General features: G+C 67.1%; 4 protein-coding genes. 1 reads left to right on the forward strand and 3 read right to left on the reverse strand.

Annotated features, from left to right (window positions below):
* Nucleotides 1–205: 205 nt before the first annotated feature.
* Nucleotides 206–16,627 carry an amino acid adenylation domain-containing protein gene (locus tag ACQPYR_RS18620; RefSeq protein ID WP_433633872.1) on the reverse strand — a complete coding sequence of 5,474 codons (16,422 nt, stop codon included), beginning with the start codon at nt 16,625–16,627 and terminating at the stop codon, nt 206–208.
* A gap of 269 nt (nt 16,628–16,896) precedes the next feature.
* Entirely contained in the window at nt 16,897–17,307 is a 411-nt protein-coding gene (locus ACQPYR_RS18625) for a hypothetical protein (protein WP_433633874.1), read from the reverse strand.
* Between the two features lie 223 nt (nt 17,308–17,530).
* Here ACQPYR_RS18625 and ACQPYR_RS18630 point away from each other — a divergent pair, with 223 nt between their 5' ends.
* A complete protein-coding gene (locus tag ACQPYR_RS18630; RefSeq protein WP_433633876.1) occupies nt 17,531–19,696 on the forward strand; it encodes an acyltransferase family protein in 2,166 nt (721 codons plus the stop codon).
* Between the two features lie 21 nt (nt 19,697–19,717).
* Here ACQPYR_RS18630 and ACQPYR_RS18635 read toward each other — a convergent pair whose 3' ends face one another.
* Nucleotides 19,718–20,620 carry a class I SAM-dependent methyltransferase gene (locus tag ACQPYR_RS18635; RefSeq protein ID WP_433633878.1) on the reverse strand — a complete coding sequence of 301 codons (903 nt, stop codon included), beginning with the start codon at nt 20,618–20,620 and terminating at the stop codon, nt 19,718–19,720.
* Nucleotides 20,621–20,622: the final 2 nt, after the last annotated feature.

Raw genomic sequence — 20,622 nt, forward strand, 5'->3', positions numbered from 1 at the left:
GATGTGGCCGGTGGAACCCGGGGCTTGTCGGGTGCTCACGGCCCATGTTGTCGTGGTCCGCGAGGGCGCACGGCCGTTCGCCAGCGGGATGACGTCGAGAGATGAGGGTGACCGTACTGCCGTATCAATGGAATTCGACCCGGCCCTACTGTTCGCCGGCGAACTCGACACCCTCATCACACACTGACCACGCCGCAGCCGCGAGTCACAACCACTCGCGCAGAACCTCCGCGATGCTCCGGAGCGCCGCATCAGTGGTCATCCGCCAGTGTGTGGTGGCCACCGGGTGGTTGTGCACGGAACCCGCCACTGCTGCCGTCCAGGTCGCGGCGCCGACGGAACCCGTCGGATCGTCGTGGGCCGCAGTGAAATAGACGAGGTCGCCATCGAAGGGCCGCGCTCGATATGCCGCGTCGAGAGCCGCCGAATCGATCGCCGCGGCCACGACCCGTTCGATCCGCGCGGCCCCGAAGGATGCGAACGGCTCGGGGAGCGCGCTCAATCGCTGTGCCAGCTCGGACAATTCCACCGTTTCGTCCAGGCCGAATTCCGCGGCCCGAGCGCCGAGCAGTCCACCGAGCAGGTCCGGCGCCGTAACCTTGATCCCCGCGAGTTTGGATCCGGCGCCGATGTCGAGTAGTCGACTGTCCATCATGCCCAGCAGCGCCACCTGCGCGCCTTCGTCCTGGAGTTGGACGGCCATGGCATGGGCGAGCACACCGCCTAGTGACCAGCCGAGCAGGTGGTAGGGCCCCTCCGGTTGCACCTCACGAATGTATTTGACGTAGTGCCGCGCCCAATCCTCGATCGAATCCGGCAGTGGGTCCGCCGAACTCAGCGCGGGTGACTGGAGTCCGTAAATGGGCCGATCCGCATCGAGATGGGCTGCCAGCCCGGCGAACGACCACGCGATGCCCCCGATCGGATGGATGCAGAACAGCGGCTCGGCGGTGCCGAAAACCCGCAGCGGCAACAGCACATCGAATGCCGCGTCGGCACCGGCGCCCGCCGCGCCGCGCGCGCGCAACTCCGCGAGGATGCCCGCGGGGGTGGGGGCGGTGAACGCCCACATCACCGGAATCGTTTCGGCCATCGCCTCGCTCAACCGAGCCGTCAGCTTGGTCGCGATCAGTGAATTGCCGCCGAGTTCGAAGAAGTTGTCATCCAATCCGATGCGATCCAGACCCAGTACCTCCGCGAAAATCTCGCAGACCATGGTCTCGAGCGCTGTCGTCGGTGCGCGGTAGACGCGGGTCCCGAACTCCGGTTCGGGCAGCGCCGCGCGATCGAGCTTGCCGACCTGGGTCAACGGGACGTCGTCGAGGACGACGATCGCCGAGGGCACCATATGCGACGGCAAGGTCCGTGCGGCCCAGCGGATCAGCCGATCCGCATCGATCACCTGGTCCTGGGCGGCCACCACGTACGACACCAGAACCGTTGCCCCAGCGGAATTCTCCCTGCCGATCGTGACGGCGAAATCCACTTCGGCATGGGCGGCCAGTACCGCATCGATCTCGCCGAGTTCGATGCGGAAGCCACGAATCTTCACCTGGAAATCGGTACGGCCCCGATAGTCGAGCTCGCCCTCGGCATTCCATGCCACCAGATCGCCGGTGCGATACATCCGGGCACCCGGCTGGAACGGGTTGGCGACGAAACGATCCGCCGTCAGGTCAGCGCGACCGAAGTAGCCACGCGCCAACTGTCCTCCGGCCAAGTACAACTCACCCGCGACGCCGGCCGGAACCGGGCGCAACCGCGAATCCAGCACGTATACCCGACTGTTCCACGCCGGTCTGCCGATCGGCACGGCCGGTTCATCGAACCTGTCCACCTTGTGGCTGGTGATCGACACCGCCGCCTCGGTCGGACCGTACAGGTTGTACAGCGACGCATCGGGCGCCGCCGCAGCGAATCGGCGCGCCAGCGCGGCAGGCAGGGTCTCACCGATCGCCAGCACCTGGCGCAACGAGTCCGGCAGCCGACTCGTCAGCAATGCGTCCAGCATCGACGGCACCGCGTGCAGCGTGGTCACGCCCGCACGTGTCATCAGCTCGTTCAGGTATCCCGGGTCGCGGTGGCCATCCGGCGCGGCGATTACCAGGCGGCCGCCGCAGGCCGCGGCCGACCAGAATTCCCACACCGACAAATCGAACGTCGCCGCCGTCTTCAGCAACACCGCGTCATCGGCGGTCAATCCGAATTGCGCTGTCTTCCATAGCAACTGGTTGACAATCGCACCGTGTGTGATCGCGACCCCTTTCGGGCGACCGGTGGAACCCGACGTGAAGATCACATAGGCCGCGTGCTCGGCGCGCAACGGCGCGATCCGCTCCGCGTCGGTGATCGAGGTCGCCTCCACCGAGGACAGGTCCAGTCGATCCATCAGCACCACCGGCGCAGCGGAGGTTCCGAAATCCGCATCGGTATTCGTCAGCACACAAACCGGTGCCGCCGTCTCGAGCATGTAGTCGGTTCGCTGCGCGGGTTGATCCGGATCGACCGGCATGTACACACCGCCGGCCTTGCTGACCGCGTACATCGCGACGACCAGATCCACCGAACGCCGAATAGCCAACGCCACCCGTGACTCCGGGCCCACACCCGACGAAATCAAGTATCGCGCAACCTTGTTCACGCGTCCATCCAGCTCACCGTAGGTGATCCGGGTACCATCGGCGGCGACCAGCGCCGTGGACTCCGGTGTGGCAGCGACAGTCTCGTCGAACAGCGACGCCAAGGTGGCGGCCGTATTCACCTGGTGCGCGGTGTCGTTCCATGCCGTGAGGATCCGTGTGCGTTCGTCGGTCGCGAGCAGATCGAGGGCACCGACCGGCACCTGCGGATCCGCGATCACGGCATCGAGAACACGCGCGAACCGGTCCACGAAACTCCGCACCGTCGCCTCGTCGAACAGATCCGCGGCATAGGTGAAGAAGCCGCCGATTCCCGTCGGCGCACCGTCCTCGTCGTAGCTGTCGGCCATGATCACATGCAGATCGAACTGCGACAGCTGTCGATCCTGTGCCAACGCCGTGACGGTCAAGCCCAGCAACTCCATCCTGGCCGGAGCCAGATTCTGGAACGACAGCCCCACCTGGAACAGCGGATGCCGCGCCGTCGAGCGCACCGGATTGAGCACTTCGACCAATTGCTCGAACGGCACATCGGCATGGGCGAACGCTTGGATATCGATATCGCGCTGCCGCGCAAGCAACTCCGTGAAACCGGCCTCCGCATCCACCCGGGTACGGAACACCAGGGTGTTGACGAACATGCCGATCAGATCGTCCAGCACCGCCTCGCCCCGGCCCGCTATCGGTGTACCGATCGCGATATCGTCGGTGCCGGACAAGCGAGCCAGCAACACCGCCAGCGCGGTATGCACAACCATGAACAGCGTCGCGCCCTCGGCTCGTGCCAGACCCGCCAACGCCGCATGCGCACGCGCATCGATGTGCAGCTCCACTCGGCCGCCTGCGAACGACTGCACCGCCGGCCGGGGCCGGTCTGTCGGTAACTCCAGCTGATCCGGCAGGTCGGCAAGGGCTCGCCGCCAGTATGCGATCTGCTCGGCCGCCATCGACCCCGGCTGGTCCGCACTGCCGAGCAGCGCACGGTGCCACAGCGTGTAATCCGCGTACTGCACGGCCAGCGGCGACCAATCCGGGGCCCGGCCCAGTGCGCGAGCCGCGTATGCCGACGCCAGATCACGAGTGAGCGGGCCACCGGAGTAGCCGTCACCCGCGATGTGGTCGACGACCATGGCCAGCACGAATTCGGTGTCCGCGACCCGGAACAGCACGGCGCGGACGGGCACCTCGGCGGTCACGTCGAAGGTCGTCGTCGAAACAAGTTCCAGCACAGCCGATTCCACCTCGGCGGCATCGACGGTCCGAACCTCCAGCCGCGGCACCTGGGAGTGGCCGGGAGGCAGGATCACCTGCACCGGATCCGCTGCGTCCCCTGGCTGCGGATATATGGTTCGCAGGATCTCATGTCGCACAACGACATCGGTGAATGCCTGCCCCAGCGCGGCGATATCCAGTTCGCCGGTCAGGCGGATGGCGACAGGAATGTTGTATGCGGTCGACTCGATATCGAACCTGTTGAGAAACCACATCCGTTGCTGTGCGGGCGAGAGCGGAACTCGTTCCGGCCGTGGGCCCGCCACCAGGGCGCGGCGACTCCCGGTACCGGTGAGCTTCGCCACCTCCCGCGCACAACCGGCGACGGTGGGCGCGGCGAACAACACACGCACCGGAACCCGGGCGTCCATCGTCATGCCGAGGCGAGCGGTCACCCGCGTGGCGAGCAGCGAATTGCCGCCCAGCTCGAAGAAATCGTCGTCTGCGCCGATCCGCTCGACGCCGAGTACCTCGGCGAAGACACCGGCCACGGCCCGTTCGGCCACCGTCGACGGTTCCCGGTAGGTGCGCGCCGCGAACTGCGGTTCGGGGAGCGCATTTCGGTCGAGCTTGCCGACCGCGGTCAGTGGGATCTCGTCGAGTACCACGACCGACGCGGGAACCATATGTGACGGCAGGCTTCGCGCAGCCCACCGCGTCAGTTGCTCCGGATCCAGCGACCGGCCCATTACATACGACACCAGAATCGTGTCCCCGCTGGGATTTTCGCGCCCGAGGGTCACCGCGTAGTCGACGTCGGGGTGCGCGGTGAGCACCGCGTCGATCTCCCCGAGCTCGATGCGGAAGCCGCGGATCTTCACCTGGAAGTCCGTGCGGCCCAGGTACTCCAACTCCCAACCGGTTGCCGTGGCATTCGGTACCTCGACCCATCGAACCAGATCACCGGTCCGGTACATCCGGTCACCCGGGCGACCCCACGGATTCGCGACGAAACGTTGCGACGTCGCACCGGAACGCCCGTGATAGCCGCGGGCCAGTGCCGGGCCCGCCAGATACAGCTCACCGGTGACGCCCGCGGGCACCGGGTGCAACCGCTCATCGAGCACCGCCGCCCACCCGCCGGGGACCGGACGGCCGATCGTCACCCGTTGTCCCGCAAGCAGAGTCGTATAGGTTGCGCCGATCGTCGCCTCGGTCGGACCGTATCCGTTGACGAAGCGGCGACCCGGCTGCCACCTGGCAAGCAGTTCGGGAGTGGTGGCCTCGCCGCCTGCGGACACCACCGCCAAATCGTCCAGGCCGGCGGGATCGACGGTGCCGAGCAGCGCCGGGGTGATGATCGTATGCGTCACCCGTTCGCCACGCAGCAGGTCACGAAGTTCGGTGCCGCCGACGATATCCGGCGCGGCGATCACCAGGGTGGCGCCGCTGTAGAACGCGCTGGACCACTCCTCGACCGATTGGTCGAAACTCGGCGAACAGACATGCAGCATCCGATGTTGCGGCTCGAGTCCGAGCATATCGACCGTGTGGCCGACGAGTCCACCCAACCCGGCATGGGTGACGGCGACCCCCTTGGGCAATCCGGTAGACCCCGACGTGTAGATCACATAGGCCGGATGCGACATGCGCAGCGGGGCACGACGGTCCGCGTCGGTCACCGCGGCCGCCGAGTGGGCGGCGCAGCGTGCGAGCACCGCGGGATCGTCGAACACCAGCCAGTCCACCGTGTCGTGGAGATCCGCGTGCTCGGCGACCGTAATGCCTACCACCGCACCGGAATCGGCCACCATGTGCCGCACCCGTTGCGCCGGATAGCTCGGATCGACCGGCAGATACGCGCCACCCGCCTTGGCGACCGCCCATACCGCGGCGATCATCTCGTACGAACGTCGCATCGCCAGCGCCACCACCGTCTCCGGCGCGACACCTCGATCGATCAGTACGCGCGCCAGACGTGACGACAGTTCGTCGAGTTCACCGTAGGTGTATGCCCGCCCCGCGTCGCGCACCGCGACCCGATCACGCCCGAACCCGACTCCCCGGGTCAGCAGATCCGGCAGCATCCCGACGGTAGCCGGGGCGCCGCCGCCCATCCGGGTCAGCCACTCGTACTCGTCGCCGACCAATAGCGGCAGATCGCGCACCCGCGTCGCGGGCTCGTCCACGACCGCCGCCAGTACCCGAACGAACCGCCGGGTGAACATCTGCGCCGTACGGTCATCGAAAAGATCACGCACGAAAGACATTTCGCCGCGCATCCGGTCCGAGTCGCCATCCGCGGCCGAGATCGCCAATGCCAGATCCCCGACCGCATCCGGCGGACTCTGGAACGACAGGGCCACCTGGAACAGGGGATGCCGATCCGGCGACCGCCGCGCACCCAACAGATCCACCAACTCGTCGAACGGAATACCCGCGTGCCTGAACCCTTGCAGTTCATGCTCGTGTGCCTCCGGTAGGAGGTCGGTGAAGCGCGCGGCCCGATCCACGCGGGTACGCAGCACCAGTTCGGCACGGCGAGCGCCTGGCATCGGAGTGCCGATCGCGATGTCGCCGGAGCCGGACAGCCGCGCGAGCACTACCGCCAATGCCGTGCGCACCACCGCGGTCCATGTGACGCCCGCCGTGTGCGCGAGCTGTCGGAGACCCAGGTGTACCTGGTTCGGCACCGAGAACTCCACCTGCCCACGGACATTGGACTGCACTGCGGTGCGCGGCCGGTCCGTCGGCAGCGCCAGCCGATCGGACAGGCCCGCCAATGCGGTGCGCCAGTAGCGAGACCTGGTGATCGGGTCGTCCGATTCGGTGCTGCACAGCAGCGCGATATCGGCCGCGGTACGGTCCGTTGTCGCGGGCAGATCGCTGAGCACGCGGCGAAGCCGATCGGCCACGGCCTGTGCCGTCTCGTCGGCGACGACATCGCGCCGGTACTTCACCTGCACCAGCGTCCGGGCATCCAGGAAGACCACAACGGTGATCGGATAGTGCGTGAAGTCGGCTCCGCGCATCTGCTCGATCCGCAGCCCGTCGATGGCGCCGCCGGCCTGCTGTAGCCCCTCGGCGTCGACCGGGTAGGACTCGAAGACCAGCATCGTGTCGAACAGCTCGTCATTGGGGACGCCGGCCGATGGAGCTTGCGGAGTCGGCGCGGGTGAGTTCAGCCCGGCGACGCGTTGGATGGCGCCGAGTCCGAGGTGGTGATGATCCAACAGCGATGCTTGCTCGCCCTGTAAACCCGCCAGCAGAGCCCGTACCGTTGTGCCGCGATCGAACCGGATCCGTACCGGGATGGCATCCACGAACAGGCCGATCATGTCGCCGATACCGTCGAGTTGCGGCGGTCTGCCCGAGACGGTCGCGCCGAAGACGACATCGTCGCGTCCGGTGCTACCGGCGATGACCAGACCCCATGCCGCCTGTATCACCGTATTGGCGGTGACCTCGGCCGTAGCCGCGTACGCCGTGAGCGCCGAGGTCTGTGCGGTCGACAGATCGAATTCAACGACGCCGAACCCGTCACCGGTCGCCGTGGGCCAGACCAGTTCAGGGGCGAGCATGGTCGCGGTGGCGCCGGTCAACACGTCCGACCAGGCGCGTACCGCGGCCTCCCGGTCTTGTTGCCCGAGCCACCGCAGGTAGTCGCGGTAGGGCCGGACCGGTGCGAGCAGTGACGTGTCGCCGCCGGTCGCGTACAGGACCAGGAGCTCCTTCATCAACAGCGGCATCGACCAGCCGTCGAGCAGGATGTGGTGTCCGGTCAACACGAGATGGCTGTGTTTACCCACGTTGGTGTACACCGTGAATCGCAGCAGCGGCGCCAGCGCCGGATCGAATCCGCGTCGCCGCTCGGCGACCAGCAGGTCCGGCAGCTCGGCCTCGGACACGCCCTCGACAACCTGCCACGGCACCTCGACCCCGTCCACCACCAGCTGCACCGACGTCCCGTCGGCCGTGGGTACGAAGGCCGACCGCAGGTTCGCGTGCCGGTCCAGAATGGTCTGCGCGGCTCGGCGCAACCGGCCCATATCCAGCTCGCCGGTCAGCTGCGCCGCCAGCTGGATTATGTAGGCGTCGACCGATCCGTCCAGTAGCTCGATGAGCACCCGCAGCGAATTCTGCAGCGGTGACAGTGGCAGCACATCCGACAGTCCAGGATGGTTCCGCCGCCACTGGTCCAACTCGACCTGAGAGACCTGCACCAGCGACACATCCGACGGAGTCAGACCGCCGGCGGCCGGATCCTTCGTGTGGTCGGCGATCGCGGTGAGCGCGGTCAGCCAGTCCTCGGCCAGCTCCCGCACCGCCGCCTCGTCGAGGATCGCGGCGGCAAAGGCGAACGACGCCACCATCCGCGGGCCATCCGCGGTATCGCTGACGATCGTGTTGATGTCGATCGCGGCGGACAGCGGCAGGTCCGGATTCGGCTCTGCGGCAATGGTTCCCAGTTCGCCGGTAGGCAGCCAGTCGGAGCGGCCGTCGGGCACCGCACCCGCCGAGACGCGGCCGAGGTAGTTGAAGCTGATCTGCCCGGGATCACCGGCCAGCGCGTCGGCGGTATCCGGATTCAGATGTCGCAGCATGCCGAAACCGATGCCTCGATCGGGCACGGAAAGCAGTTGCTCCTTCACCGATTTCAGCACCGCGGCGGTCGCCTCGCCACCGGCGAGGGCGGCTTCGGTGTCGATTCCGGACAGGTCGATGGCCACCGGACTGATGCTGGTGAACCAACCCACGGTGCGAGTCAGGTCAGCGCCGGGCACCGCGTCTTCCTCACGACCGTGGCCCTCGAGCCGCAGCCGAGTGACCGGAGCATCGATGCCGCGCCGCGCGCGCCAGGAACGCACCGCCATCGCGAGCGCGGCGAGCAGGCTGTCGTTGGCGCCGCCCTGGTACAGCGCCGGAACCTTGGCGAGCACCGCGTCGGCGACTTCGACCGGAACCCGGATATCGAATACGCCCCGGGTCTGGAAGGTATCGGCGACCGGGTCCAGGGCACGCGCGCCGAACAGTGGATCCGGTGTGGCCAACACCCGCTGCCAATAGCCGAGTTCCTCGGCACGGTCCGGTGCGGCGGCCGCCTCCACCAAGGCGTGCGCCCAGCGCCGGAAGGAGGTGCCGACGGCGGGCAACGCCACCGGCTGCCCGGCGCCGCGCTGCGCCCACGCGAGTACGAGGTCGGGAATGAGAATGCGCCACGACACACCATCGATCGCATAGTGATGGACCGCGACGGCGACAGCATCGCGCGCATCGGGTCTGCGCAGCCACGTGCACGCGATCATCCGGCCCGCAGCGGGATCCAGCGTGGCCAACGCGGAATCCATGGCCGCGTTGGCAATTCGGTTCAACTCGACCTCGTCGACACCCGCGGGCACCTCGACCTCGGCGACCAGCGCGTCGGCCTCGACGGTGTTACGCGCCAACACCTCGAACCGCCACGACCCGTCCGCCTGCCACACGCGCGAACGCAGCACATCATGATGTTCGAGCACCGCGCCGACAGTGGCCACCACACCCGCGCGGTCGATCTGCTCCGGCAATCCGAGCACCATGCTCTGCGCGAATCGGCCGAACGAGCCGTTGTCGAGGAACCAGGCAAGTACCGGAGTCAACGGAACCGCGCCGACACCGCCGCCGGGCAACTCCGCAAGAATCGCCGCCGACTCCGCACCGACCAGGGCAACGCGAGCCAATCCCGCGACTGTCTTCTGCTCGAACACATCCCGCGCGGTGAACACCATCCCCGCCGCCTTGGCCCGCGACACCAACTGGATCGACATGATGCTGTCACCGCCGACCGCGAAGAACGAATCGTCCACCCCGACCCGCTCCATACCCAGCACCTGCGCGAAGAGCTCGGCGAGCCGCGACTCCACCGCGCCGACCGGAGCACGCGACACCGCCGTCGGGAACACCGGCTCCGGCAGCGCTTTACGGTCCAGTTTTCCGTTCGAAGTCAACGGAACCCGGTCCAGCACCACAATCGCCGCGGGCACCATATGCGACGGCAGGATCCCGGCCGCATACTCCCGCAGGCCGGCCGGATCTACAACCCGCCCCGGCGCCGCCCGCACATACGACACCAATGCCGTTGCACCACCGGGCATCTCACGGCCCAGCGTGACCACGAAATCGATATCGGCATGTCGGCCGAGCACGGTATCGATCTCGCCGAGCTCGATACGGAAACCACGGACCTTCACCTGGAAATCAGCGCGACCGACATAGTCGAGCTGCCAATCCGCCGACGGAACGGCGAGATTCCCCGCCCGCCGCTCCGGTGCCGCGTACCAGCGCACGAGGTCGCCGGTGCGATACATCCGCGAACCCGGCCCAGCCCAGGGATTGGCGACAAACCGCTGCGCCGACAACCCGGCGCGGTTCCAGTAGCCACGAGCCAGCGCGGTGCCCGCCAGATACAGCTCACCCGTAACACCGGGCGGTACCGGATTCAACCGCGAATCCAGCACGAACGCCGAACTACCCAGAATCGGCCTGCCGATCGTGATATGTTGCCCCGCAACCAGTTCCACATTCGACGCCATGACTGTCGCCTCGGTCGGGCCGTACGCGTTGAACAACCGGCGGCCCGGCTGCCACCTTGCCAACAGCTCCGGGGTCAGGACATCCCCACCCACGAACAGCACTTCCATCCGGTCCACACCGGCCGGATCGACCGTGCCGAGCACCGCCGGGGTGATGATCGTGTGTGTCACCCCCTCGGTCCGCAGCAACTCACCGAGTTCCGGTCCGCCCATGACATCCGACGGCACGACCACCAACGTCGCCCCGACCGAGAACGCGCACATCCATTCCATCACCGACGGATCGAAACTCGGCGAACAGATGTGCAGATACCGGTGGTGTGGCTCGAGACAGTACTGGCCGACCGAATGATCGACCAGATCGCTCAACCCGGCATGGGTTACGGCAACCCCCTTGGGCACGCCTGTCGAGCCCGAGGTGTAGATCACGTAGGCCGGATGTTGCGTCCGTAACGGCGCGATCCGATCGGCATCGGTGATCGCGTCGGCGGACTTGCCTGCACACAACACCGCCGTCGCCGGTGCATCGAGCTCCAGCCAATCCACCGCATCGGGTAGCCGATCGACCTGGTCGGATCCGGTAATGCCCAGGGCCGCACCGGAATCGGTCAACATATGCCGCACCCGATGCGCGGGATGAGCTGGGTCGATCGGCAGGTGCGCACCACCGGCCTTGGCAATCGCGATGGCTGCCAGCACCATCTCGTAGGAACGGGGCAGTGACACGGCAACCGGCAGTTCGGGACCCACACCTCGATCGATCAGGACCCTGGCCAACCGCGACGACTGTTCGTCGAGTTCGCCGTAACTGATCGACCGCCCCCGGTATCGCACCGCAATCCGGTCCCGGCCCAACGCGACTCCACGAGTCAGCAGATCAGGCAGTAACCGGGGCGCCCGCACGTCATTGTCCTGGACCCGGGTCAGCAGGGCCAGTTCGTCGTCGCCGAGCAACGGCAGGTCACCGATCGGGTCCCCGGGTCGGCGTACCGCGGCCGCCAGCAGCCGCAGGAATCGCTCGGCGAAAATCTCGACGGTGCGCCGGTCGAACAGATCGGGCGCGAAGGAGAGGTCAGCGACGATGCGGGTGCTGTCTCGGTTCTCCCGAATGTGCAGGGACAGATCGAACGGGCCGTGTGCGACGGGAGTCCGATCACCGGCGGACAGCATCACCTGTACCAGTGGGTGACGTGCGTCCGACCGAACCGGATCCAGCAGTGCCACCAACTCGTCGAAGGGCAGTTCTGCTCGTGTGAATGCCTGCAGGGCAATGTCTTTCGCCTGCGTGAGCAGATCGTCGAAGGAGATTTCACCCGGCACCCTGGTGCGCAGGACGACCGTGTTGACCGATCCGCCCGTTTCGGTGGGGGTGCCGATCGCGATGTCATCGGTGCCCGATAGTCGCGCAAGCAGTGCCGCGAAGATCGCGTGTACGACGGTGAACACCGTGGTGTCGTGCGCGACTCGATGAAGCCGGTGCCGCAGGTCCGCACCGATCTCGAACTCGACGCACGAGTCCGCGAGCGAGGGGATCGCGGGCCGTGGACGATCCGTGGGCAGGTTCAGCTCATCCGGCAGGCCCTGCAGCGCGGTGCGCCAGTAGCGCGTCTGCGAGATCAGATCGCCGCGATCATCGAAGATCCGATTGATTTCCGCCGGTGTGCGCTCCGGCGTCGCGACGAATTCACCGATCAGCACCCGCAACCGCGCGGCGAGCGCCTGCGCGGCGGCGGCGGTGATCATGTCGCGCCGGTACTGCACCTGCACATGCAGTCGAGTGCCCAGCTCGACCACCACAGCCACCGGATAGTGCGTGAAGTTGCGACCTTGGAGATCGACGACTTCCAGCCCGTCGATCGTCGCGTGGGCCTGCCGCAAACCATCGGTGTCGACCGGATACGACTCGAAGGCCACGAGAGAATCGAACAACTCACCCGCACCAGCTGCGCGCTGAATATCGGCCAGCCCGATGTGATGAGAGTCGAGCAGCGAAACCTGTTCGGACTGCAGCCGAATCAGCAGTTGCCGCACCGGCGCATCGGAGTCGAACCGAACCCGGACCGGGACGGTATTGGCGAACAGGCCGACCATTTCGTCGACCCCGTCGACCTGCGGCGGCCGCCCGGAAACCACCGCGCCGAACACGACATCATCGCCTCCGACACTGGCCGCGAGCACCAGGCCCCACGCCGCTTGGACCACCGTATTGACGGTGACCTCGGTTGCCGCGGCGAACTTCAGCAGCTCCGCAGTCTCGGCAGGTGACAGGTCGGCGGCACAAACACCGTGGCCCTCGGCGGGCGTCGCGGGCGGCGGCAGGGTCATGGCCAGCCGAGTCGGCGTCGGATCTGCCAGCGCCGCGCGCCACGTCCGCAGGGTGGCGTCCCGGTCGTAGCGGGCCAACCAGGCGAGATAGTCCCGATACGGCCGGACTCGCGGCAGCGACGTCGAATCGCCGTCGGCCGCATAGGAAACCAGTAGTTCCTTCATCAGCAACGGCATCGACCAGCCATCCAACAGGATGTGATGCGCGGTCAAAACCAGATGTACGCGTCCGGAGTTCGTGCGATACACCGTGAATCGCAGCAGCGGCGCCGCCGTCGGATCGAACCCGAGACGTGCCTCGGCGGCCAGGAGCGCCGCCGGATCGGTGTCCGAGGTTTCGACGATCCGCCACGGGACCTCGAGACCCTCCGCGACGATCTGGACCGGGGCGCCCTCGACCGAAGTTCTGAACGCGGCCCGCAGGATCGCATGCCGATCCAACACCGCTTGCGCCGCCCGCCGTAGGCGATCCAGATCGATCACGCCGGACAACTCCACCGCCAACTGCAGCAGATAGGGATCCGCCGCATCGTCGGAAAGCTGTGTCAGGAAAAGCAATCCGAGCTGTAGGGGCGACAGCGGCAGGACATCGACCAGGCCCGGGTGCTCCCGCTGCCAGATATCGAGTTCACCCTGGATGGTCGGCACCAGCGGGACATCCGCCGGGGTCAGGCCGCCGGCCGCCGGATCGTGTACATGTCCGGCAAGCATGGTCAGTGCGGCCGCCCAGTACTCGGCCAGCTCCCGCACGGCGGCCTCGTCGAGGATCTCGGACGCGTAAGCGAACGACGCACTCATCTGCGCGCCCGCGTCGGTATCGGTGACGATCGCGTTGATATCCACCACGGCGGCCGCGGGCATCGCCCGATCCTGGTCGGCTGCCGGGGAGCCCCAGTCGGCGGTCGGCAGCCAACTGTGATCCGTCAGTCCCTCCGGCACGTCGCCTGCGGAAATCCGACCGAGATAGTTGAATCCGATCTGGCCGAGCGCACCGTCGAGTTCGCCAGCGGTGCCGGTGTCGAGATGACGCAGCATGCCGAAACCGATGCCTTTATCCGGCACCGCGAGCAGCTGCTCCTTCACCGTCTTGAGCATCGCCGCGGTCGCGTCGGCGGTGTTCCATGCGGCATCGGCGTCGATGCCGGACAGATCGAGCGCCACCGGATACATACTGGTGAACCAGCCGACAGTGCGGCTCAGGTCGGCACCGGCGACGGCGGTTTCCTCACGACCGTGTCCTTCGAGCCGGATTCGCGTTGCCGCGGCATCGACCCCCCTTTTCGCCCGCCACAAGCGCACCGCGAGCGCCAATGCCGCGAGCAGACCGTCGTTGACGCCGCTCCGATACAGCCTCGGCAACTCGGTCAACACCGCATGGGTGACCTCGGTCGGCACCGTGACGGTGAAATGCCGCACCGTGGCCGCTGTATCGATGACCGGGTCGAGTGCCCGCGCCCCCAACAGTGGATCAGCGACGGTCAGCACCTGCCGCCAGTACGGCAATTCGCTGGTACGGTCCGCGGCGGTCGCCGCCTCGACCAGACCGTGCGCCCACCGCCGGAACGACGTGCCGACACCGGGCAGGTCGATCCGGTGCCCACCGTTGCGTTGCATCCACGCGGTCACCAAGTCCGAGATCAGAATTCGCCACGACACGCCATCGATCACGTAGTGATGCGCGGCGATGATCAGCGCGTCCCGGCCGTCCGGTCGAGACAGCCAGGTGCAGGCGATCATCCGGGCCGACGCCGGGTCGAGCGTGTCGAGAGCGGAATCCATTGCTGCACTGGCTGTTCCGCGCAACTTATCGAGGTCCAGTCCGGCGGGCACGTCGATACGAGTGAGCAGCGCGTCCGCGTCCACGGCACCCGGCGGCAGAGTGTGCAGCTGCCATCGCCCGTCGGCGGACCACAGTCGTGCGCGCAGCATGTCGTGGTGGTCCAGCACCGCGGCGAGCGTGGCGACCAAATCCGCCCGGTCGATGTGCTCGGGTAGGGCAAGCACCATGTGCTGGGTGAACCGGCCGAACGACCGCCCCCCGACGAGGTGGGCGGCCAGCACCGGTGTCAGCGGAATCTCCCCGATACCGCCACCGGGCAACTCCGCGAGCCTCGGCGTGGGTTCGGCACCGACAACCGCGACCCGCGCCAACCCGGCCACGGTGCGCTGCTCGAACACATCCTGGGGGGTGAACACTATCCCTGCCGCGCGGGCCCGCGAGACCAGTTGGATCGATAGGATGCTGTCTCCACCGGCGGCGAAGAACGAATCCTCCGCCCCGACGCGCACACCGAGCACTTGGGCATACAACTCGGCTAGCCGGGACTCGACGGCGCCTACGGGGGCACGCGCCGCCGCCGCCTCGAACACCGGCTCGGGCAATGCCTGCCGATCGAGCTTTCCGTTGGCGGACAAGGGGATCGCGTCGAGCACGACGATCGCGGAGGGCACCATATGGCCGGGCAACGCGGCGCCGGCGAAGCGCAGGATTTCTCCGCCATCAATGGAAATGCCGTTGCGCGGCAGCACATAGGAGACCAGTACGGTCGCGCCGGAGGGCGCGAGCTTGCCGAGAGTCGCCGCGTATTCGATATCGGGGTGATCGGTCAGTGCTGCGTCGATTTCACCCAGTTCGATACGGAAGCCGCGAATCTTGATCTGGAAATCCGAGCGTCCCAGATATTCGATTGCGCCGTCGACGCTGCGGCGCCGCACCAGATCGCCGGTGCGATACATCCGTGCGCCGGGGTTGCCTGCTTCCCCGCCGAACGGATTCGCCACGAATCGTTCCGCCGTGAGCGCCGCCCGTCCCAGGTAGCCCTGCGCGAGCGCGGGGCCGGAAACGTAGAGTTCGCCGATCACTTCGGCGGGTACCGGCCGCAACCGCGAATCGAGCACCACCGCGCCGACACCCGGCAGGGCGGTACCGATGGTGATCGGCTGACCGGGCACCAACTCGGCGCTGCCAGTGGCAAGAATGGTGGCCTCGGTGGGCCCGTAGGCGTTGTAGAAAGACCGCCCGGCGACCGCCCATCGTTCGACCAGCCGTGGGCCGAACGCATCACCCGCGACGACCACGACCCGCAACGTGTCGAGTCCGACCGGATGGACCGACTCCAGGGCCGCAGGCGTGATCAGCAGGTGCGTGACACGCTCACGGCGTAACAGGTCGGCGAGCTCGGCGCCGCCGAACACCGTCGGCGGGGCCACCACGAGCGTCGCGCCGGAACTGAAGGCCAGCAGCAGCTCGAGCACCGACACGTCGAAGTTCGGCGAACAAACGTGCAGCACCCGCGAATCGCCATCGACCGCGTAGTGCTCTCGCTGAGCGTTCACCAGCATCGCAAGACCTGCGTGCGTCACCACAACGCCCTTCGGGCGACCGGTGGAGCCGGAGGTGTAGATGACATAGGCCGGATGCTGTTCGGTTGGTGTGCCCACCCGGTCGACATAGGAGATCGGATGTGCGGGTCGTGCCGCGATCCGCTCCCGGTGCAGCGGGTCATCGATGTCGAGCCAGTAGATCTCGGTGCCGAACCGCGAGCGATGCGTCGAATCGGTGAGCCCCAGCACCGCCCGGGAGTCGGCGACGATGTATGCGCTGCGCTCCGGCGGAAGGGTGGGGTCGACCGGCACGTACGCCGCGCCGGTCTTGGCGATGGCCCATACGGCCAGTACGGATTCGATCGAGCGAGTGAAGCCGACGGCAACGACGTCGCCGGGGCCCACGCCCCGCTCGATCAGTTCCCGTGCCAGTCGCGAGGACGACTCGTCCAGCTCCATGTACGTGAGTTCGCGCTGATCAGCGGATTCGCCGGTCGGGTTGTAGCGGATCGCGATCGAGCCGGCCGCGGATTCGACCGCGGCGCCCAACAACTGCATGAAGAGCGGACTACTCGATTTGCGGCGAATTCGACTCCGAACAGTGCGACGAACCCTATCCATTCGAGTACTACAGTCCTCTCGCGTCGAGCCCTACAGGTCTTGCCGAAACCCACGAACCCGGCCGGATCCCGGCACACCGTTGGCGGACCAGTGTCGAACAAAGCGAGAAGGTATCGATTTTGGAGTATTTGTGCCCTATCAAATCACAGGCACCGGCGCCATGACGTCACATGGGTTGCATCCGGGGCAGGGCGCTCACCGTTTGCTCAGAGCGCTGCGAGAGCCAGTGCGGCGACCCACAGCTCTCGATCGATCGGATCGTCGGGCACACCGTGATCGGCCGACCGGAAAGTTTCCACGACATCGGCGCCGGTGCGCTCCCGCGACGCCGACCAGAGATTGCCCCGTGCGTCGGCGGTCCGCATCAGGGCCGCTTCCGCGTGGAATCCGAACCCCCACAGCGTCTTACGGGGCGCCCGCGAGAAGACCAGCGTCGCCAAATCCTGGAACGGCGGGTCAGCGGATGTCGGCAGCGTGAGAACGCCGATCTGATCCGGACCCGCGAGGGTGAGGCCGAAGAAGAGGGGAGTCGAGTCCGACTGCTCATTGGCTCCGAGCAGGGTGGCGGTCACGGTGCGGATCAACTCGTCGGATGGGTAGAGGATCGTTCGCGACATATTGCCATGCGCCTTCCCGGGATGGACCGCGCTTCCCCCACGCGGTAGTCGGCCTCGATTGTGGGCTGGACCACAGTAGCGTCGAAGACGGCCGCGCGCTCGGCGCACAGTGAGATCCCGAACCGAACTCGATCTGCCTGTGGTGCCGAAAGATCGAGGTCGGGCGCTCGGCGCGCGGTGAGTTGCCGTGACTTAGCCAGCGATACCGATAACAATGCCGCGCATGACGGTGGCGGCGAGCGGCGGTTTGCTAGATCGGCGGATTGATCAGGCGCCCGATGCGACACCGCACGGGAGATTTCGGCCCGACATCGAGGGGTTGCGAGCAGTCGCCGTACTTGCCGTTGTGCTTTTTCATGCGGACACGCCCGGGCTCGCGGGCGGATTCATCGGTGTCGACGTCTTTTTCGTCATTTCCGGATTCCTCGTCACCGGAATCCTTTGGCGGGAAGCGGCTTCCGCCGATACTGTCGGGCTGCTCCGATTCTACGGCGCGCGGGCCCGCCGCCTGCTGCCCGCGGCTGGTGTGGTGGTCGTTGCCACGGCTATCGGCGCGGCGGTTCTGCTGCCGCCGCTGCAGGCTCGCCAAGTCCTCGGTGACGGAATCGCCAGCGCCTTGTACGCCGGTAATTATCGGCTAGCGCTGCACGGCACCGACTACCTTGCCGCCGGTACGCTTCCGTCGCCGTTTCAGCACTTCTGGTCGCTCGGTGTGGAGGAGCAGTTCTATCTGTTGTGGCCCGCACTGATCGCCGGCACGGCGTGGTTCGCGCGGCGGCGCGTAATCGGATCGGCCGCTGTTTTCCCGTACCTGGTCGTTCTCGCGGTTGTCGCCGTGTTCTCCTTCGCGATCTCGCTGACCTGGACCCACACGCTGCCACCGTGGGCGTTCTTCTCGCTGCCGACGCGGGCCTGGGAACTGGGCGCAGGCGGCATGATCGCGCTGTCGGCCGGTGCGTGGTCCCGGTTGCCGAAATCGGTCGCCGTCCCTGCCGGATGGATCGGTCTGACCCTGATCGTCGCGGCGTGCACCCAGCTGAACGGGAAGACACCGTATCCGGGCACTGCCGCCCTGCTGCCCGTTCTCGGTACCGCCCTGGTGATCGTATCGGGTTGTGTGGAAACACGATTCGGGGTCGGCCGCAGACTGGAGGTGCCGGTGCTGCGGGCGATCGGACGCGTGTCGTACTCCTGGTATCTGTGGCACTGGCCGGTACTGCTGCTGGCGCCGTGCGTGCTCGGTCACCAACTCGGTCGAGGCGGCTCGATGGGCGCGGTCATCACGGCGGGCGGACTCGCCATGCTCACGTTGTGGCTGGTCGAGAACCCGGTTCGCTTCGCCGCCGCGTTGCGCGGGTCGGCCGCACGCAGCCTCGCCTGCGGCGGCGCGATCACCGCGGTCGCCGGCGGTGTGGCACTGATGCTGCTCGTGCTCACTCCCGTCCCGGTCGGCCGCGGCGCAGCGGCCGCGGCTCTCACGCTCGCCACACCGGCCGCACCGGCCACCTCCAGCGCGGACGCGCACGACGCGAACGTTCGGCGGCTCACCGCGCAGACGCAGGCCGCAGTCGCCGCCTCGGCCGAAATCCGCGCTGTCCCTTCGAATCTCACACCCTCGCTGGCCGACGCGCCCGGCGACAAGGCGGGCGTGTTCGTCGACGGCTGCGTGCGATCGTGGCGTGACGTGGGACAGGCCGAGTGCGCCTCCGGCGATCCGGACTCGTTCACGACAGTGGCGCTGGTCGGCGATTCACACGCAGCGATGTGGCATCCCGCATTCGAGTCGATCGCCGCGCAGCGGCACTGGCGGCTGGAAACCATGGCCAAGGTCACCTGTCCGTTGCTCGGCTTGCCCATCACCAGCCCTTATCTGGGCCGGGAGTACACCGAATGCGAGCAGTGGCGCGGCCAGATCTTGGCCAGGTTGCAGGCCGAACGCCCCCACTTGATCGTGGTGAGCATGTCCCGGCGCTACGGCGCCGACTTCGGCTTCGTCTCTTACGACCAGGCCTGGATCGACAGCCTGCACCGCCTGGTCGGCCAGCTGCGAGCGACCGGGGCGGCGGTCCTCGTGCTCGGGTCGATTCCCGATCCGCACACCACCGTGCCCGCGTGCCTGTCCGAACATATAGACAATGCCGCGGCATGCGCGCCTGCGCGGCCGGAAGCGGTCGACGACGCGGGTATAGCGGCTGAGCAGGCGGCAGCTACCACCGGCGGCGGCCAGTACGCCGATCTGACCTCGCTGTTCTGTACTGCCGCCAGCTGCCCGCTCATCATCGGTGACAACCTGGTGTACCGCGACGACAACCATCTCACCGTCAGTTACGCCAGAACACTCGGACCGGTCATCGTCGCACTCGCCGACCGTGCACTCGCCAACGGCTGAGCCGGCCACGCAGGTCCGGGTTCACCGGTGCTTCTCGGCGGATATGTAGGCCGCCTGCTGCAGCCGGTCGAGCAGTTCGGCAGGCAGGTCGCTGGGCAAGTCGGTGATCGGGCGGCCGTAGGTGGCGGCCAGATCGAAGGGGCTGACCCGGTGGACCGACCAGTCGTGCCGAGACAGCCAGTCGCCGGGCTCGGCGCGCGCGTCGTCGTACCACAGGTCGTGCACGTTCAAGTTGCCGAACGGGTTGGGGCCGAAGAACTTTTCCTCCATGTCGAAGTGGCGCTGGTCCATGCCGCGGCCGAAGTCGTCGGCGGCCACGCAGCTGCCGGGTTCGGACAGGCCGTCGATGCGTTCGAACAACGCGTCATGTGCCGAACCCGGCAGGAACGGCAACAGCCCCTCGGCCGACCACGCCGCCGGCCGCCCCGGATCGAAACCGGCAGTAGTCAGCGCGGCGGGCCAGTCCTCGCGCAGATCGACCGCCAGCGCCCGCCGATCGGTCGTGGCGACGGCACCGTGTTCGGTGAGCACCCGGTCCTTGAAATCCAGCACACGGGGCTGATCGATCTCGTAGACGACCATGCCCGCGGGCCAATCCAGCCGATAGGCCCGCGCATCCAGACCGGATGCCAGGATCACCGCCTGGCGCACACCCTGCTGCCACGCCGCGGCGAAGAACTCGTCGAAGAATCTTGTCCGAACCCCCATGAACCGCCCGAACAATCCGCCTGAGCCCGCCGACGCCGGTTCTTCCAGTATCTGCAGAAAGTGCGGTTCACCCGCCGCCTCCACGAACCACGCCGCGAAGTCGTCGTGGATCATCGGCTCGGGATCGAGCGTTTCGAGTGCGCGAAATGTGGCGACGCCCAAGGCAGTCAGACCCACGCTCGTCACGATGTCCCAGCTGTCTCCGTCCGTTCGCATAA

This window comes from Nocardia sp. CA-120079, assembly GCF_050955745.1.
GTDB lineage: Bacteria > Actinomycetota > Actinomycetes > Mycobacteriales > Mycobacteriaceae > Nocardia.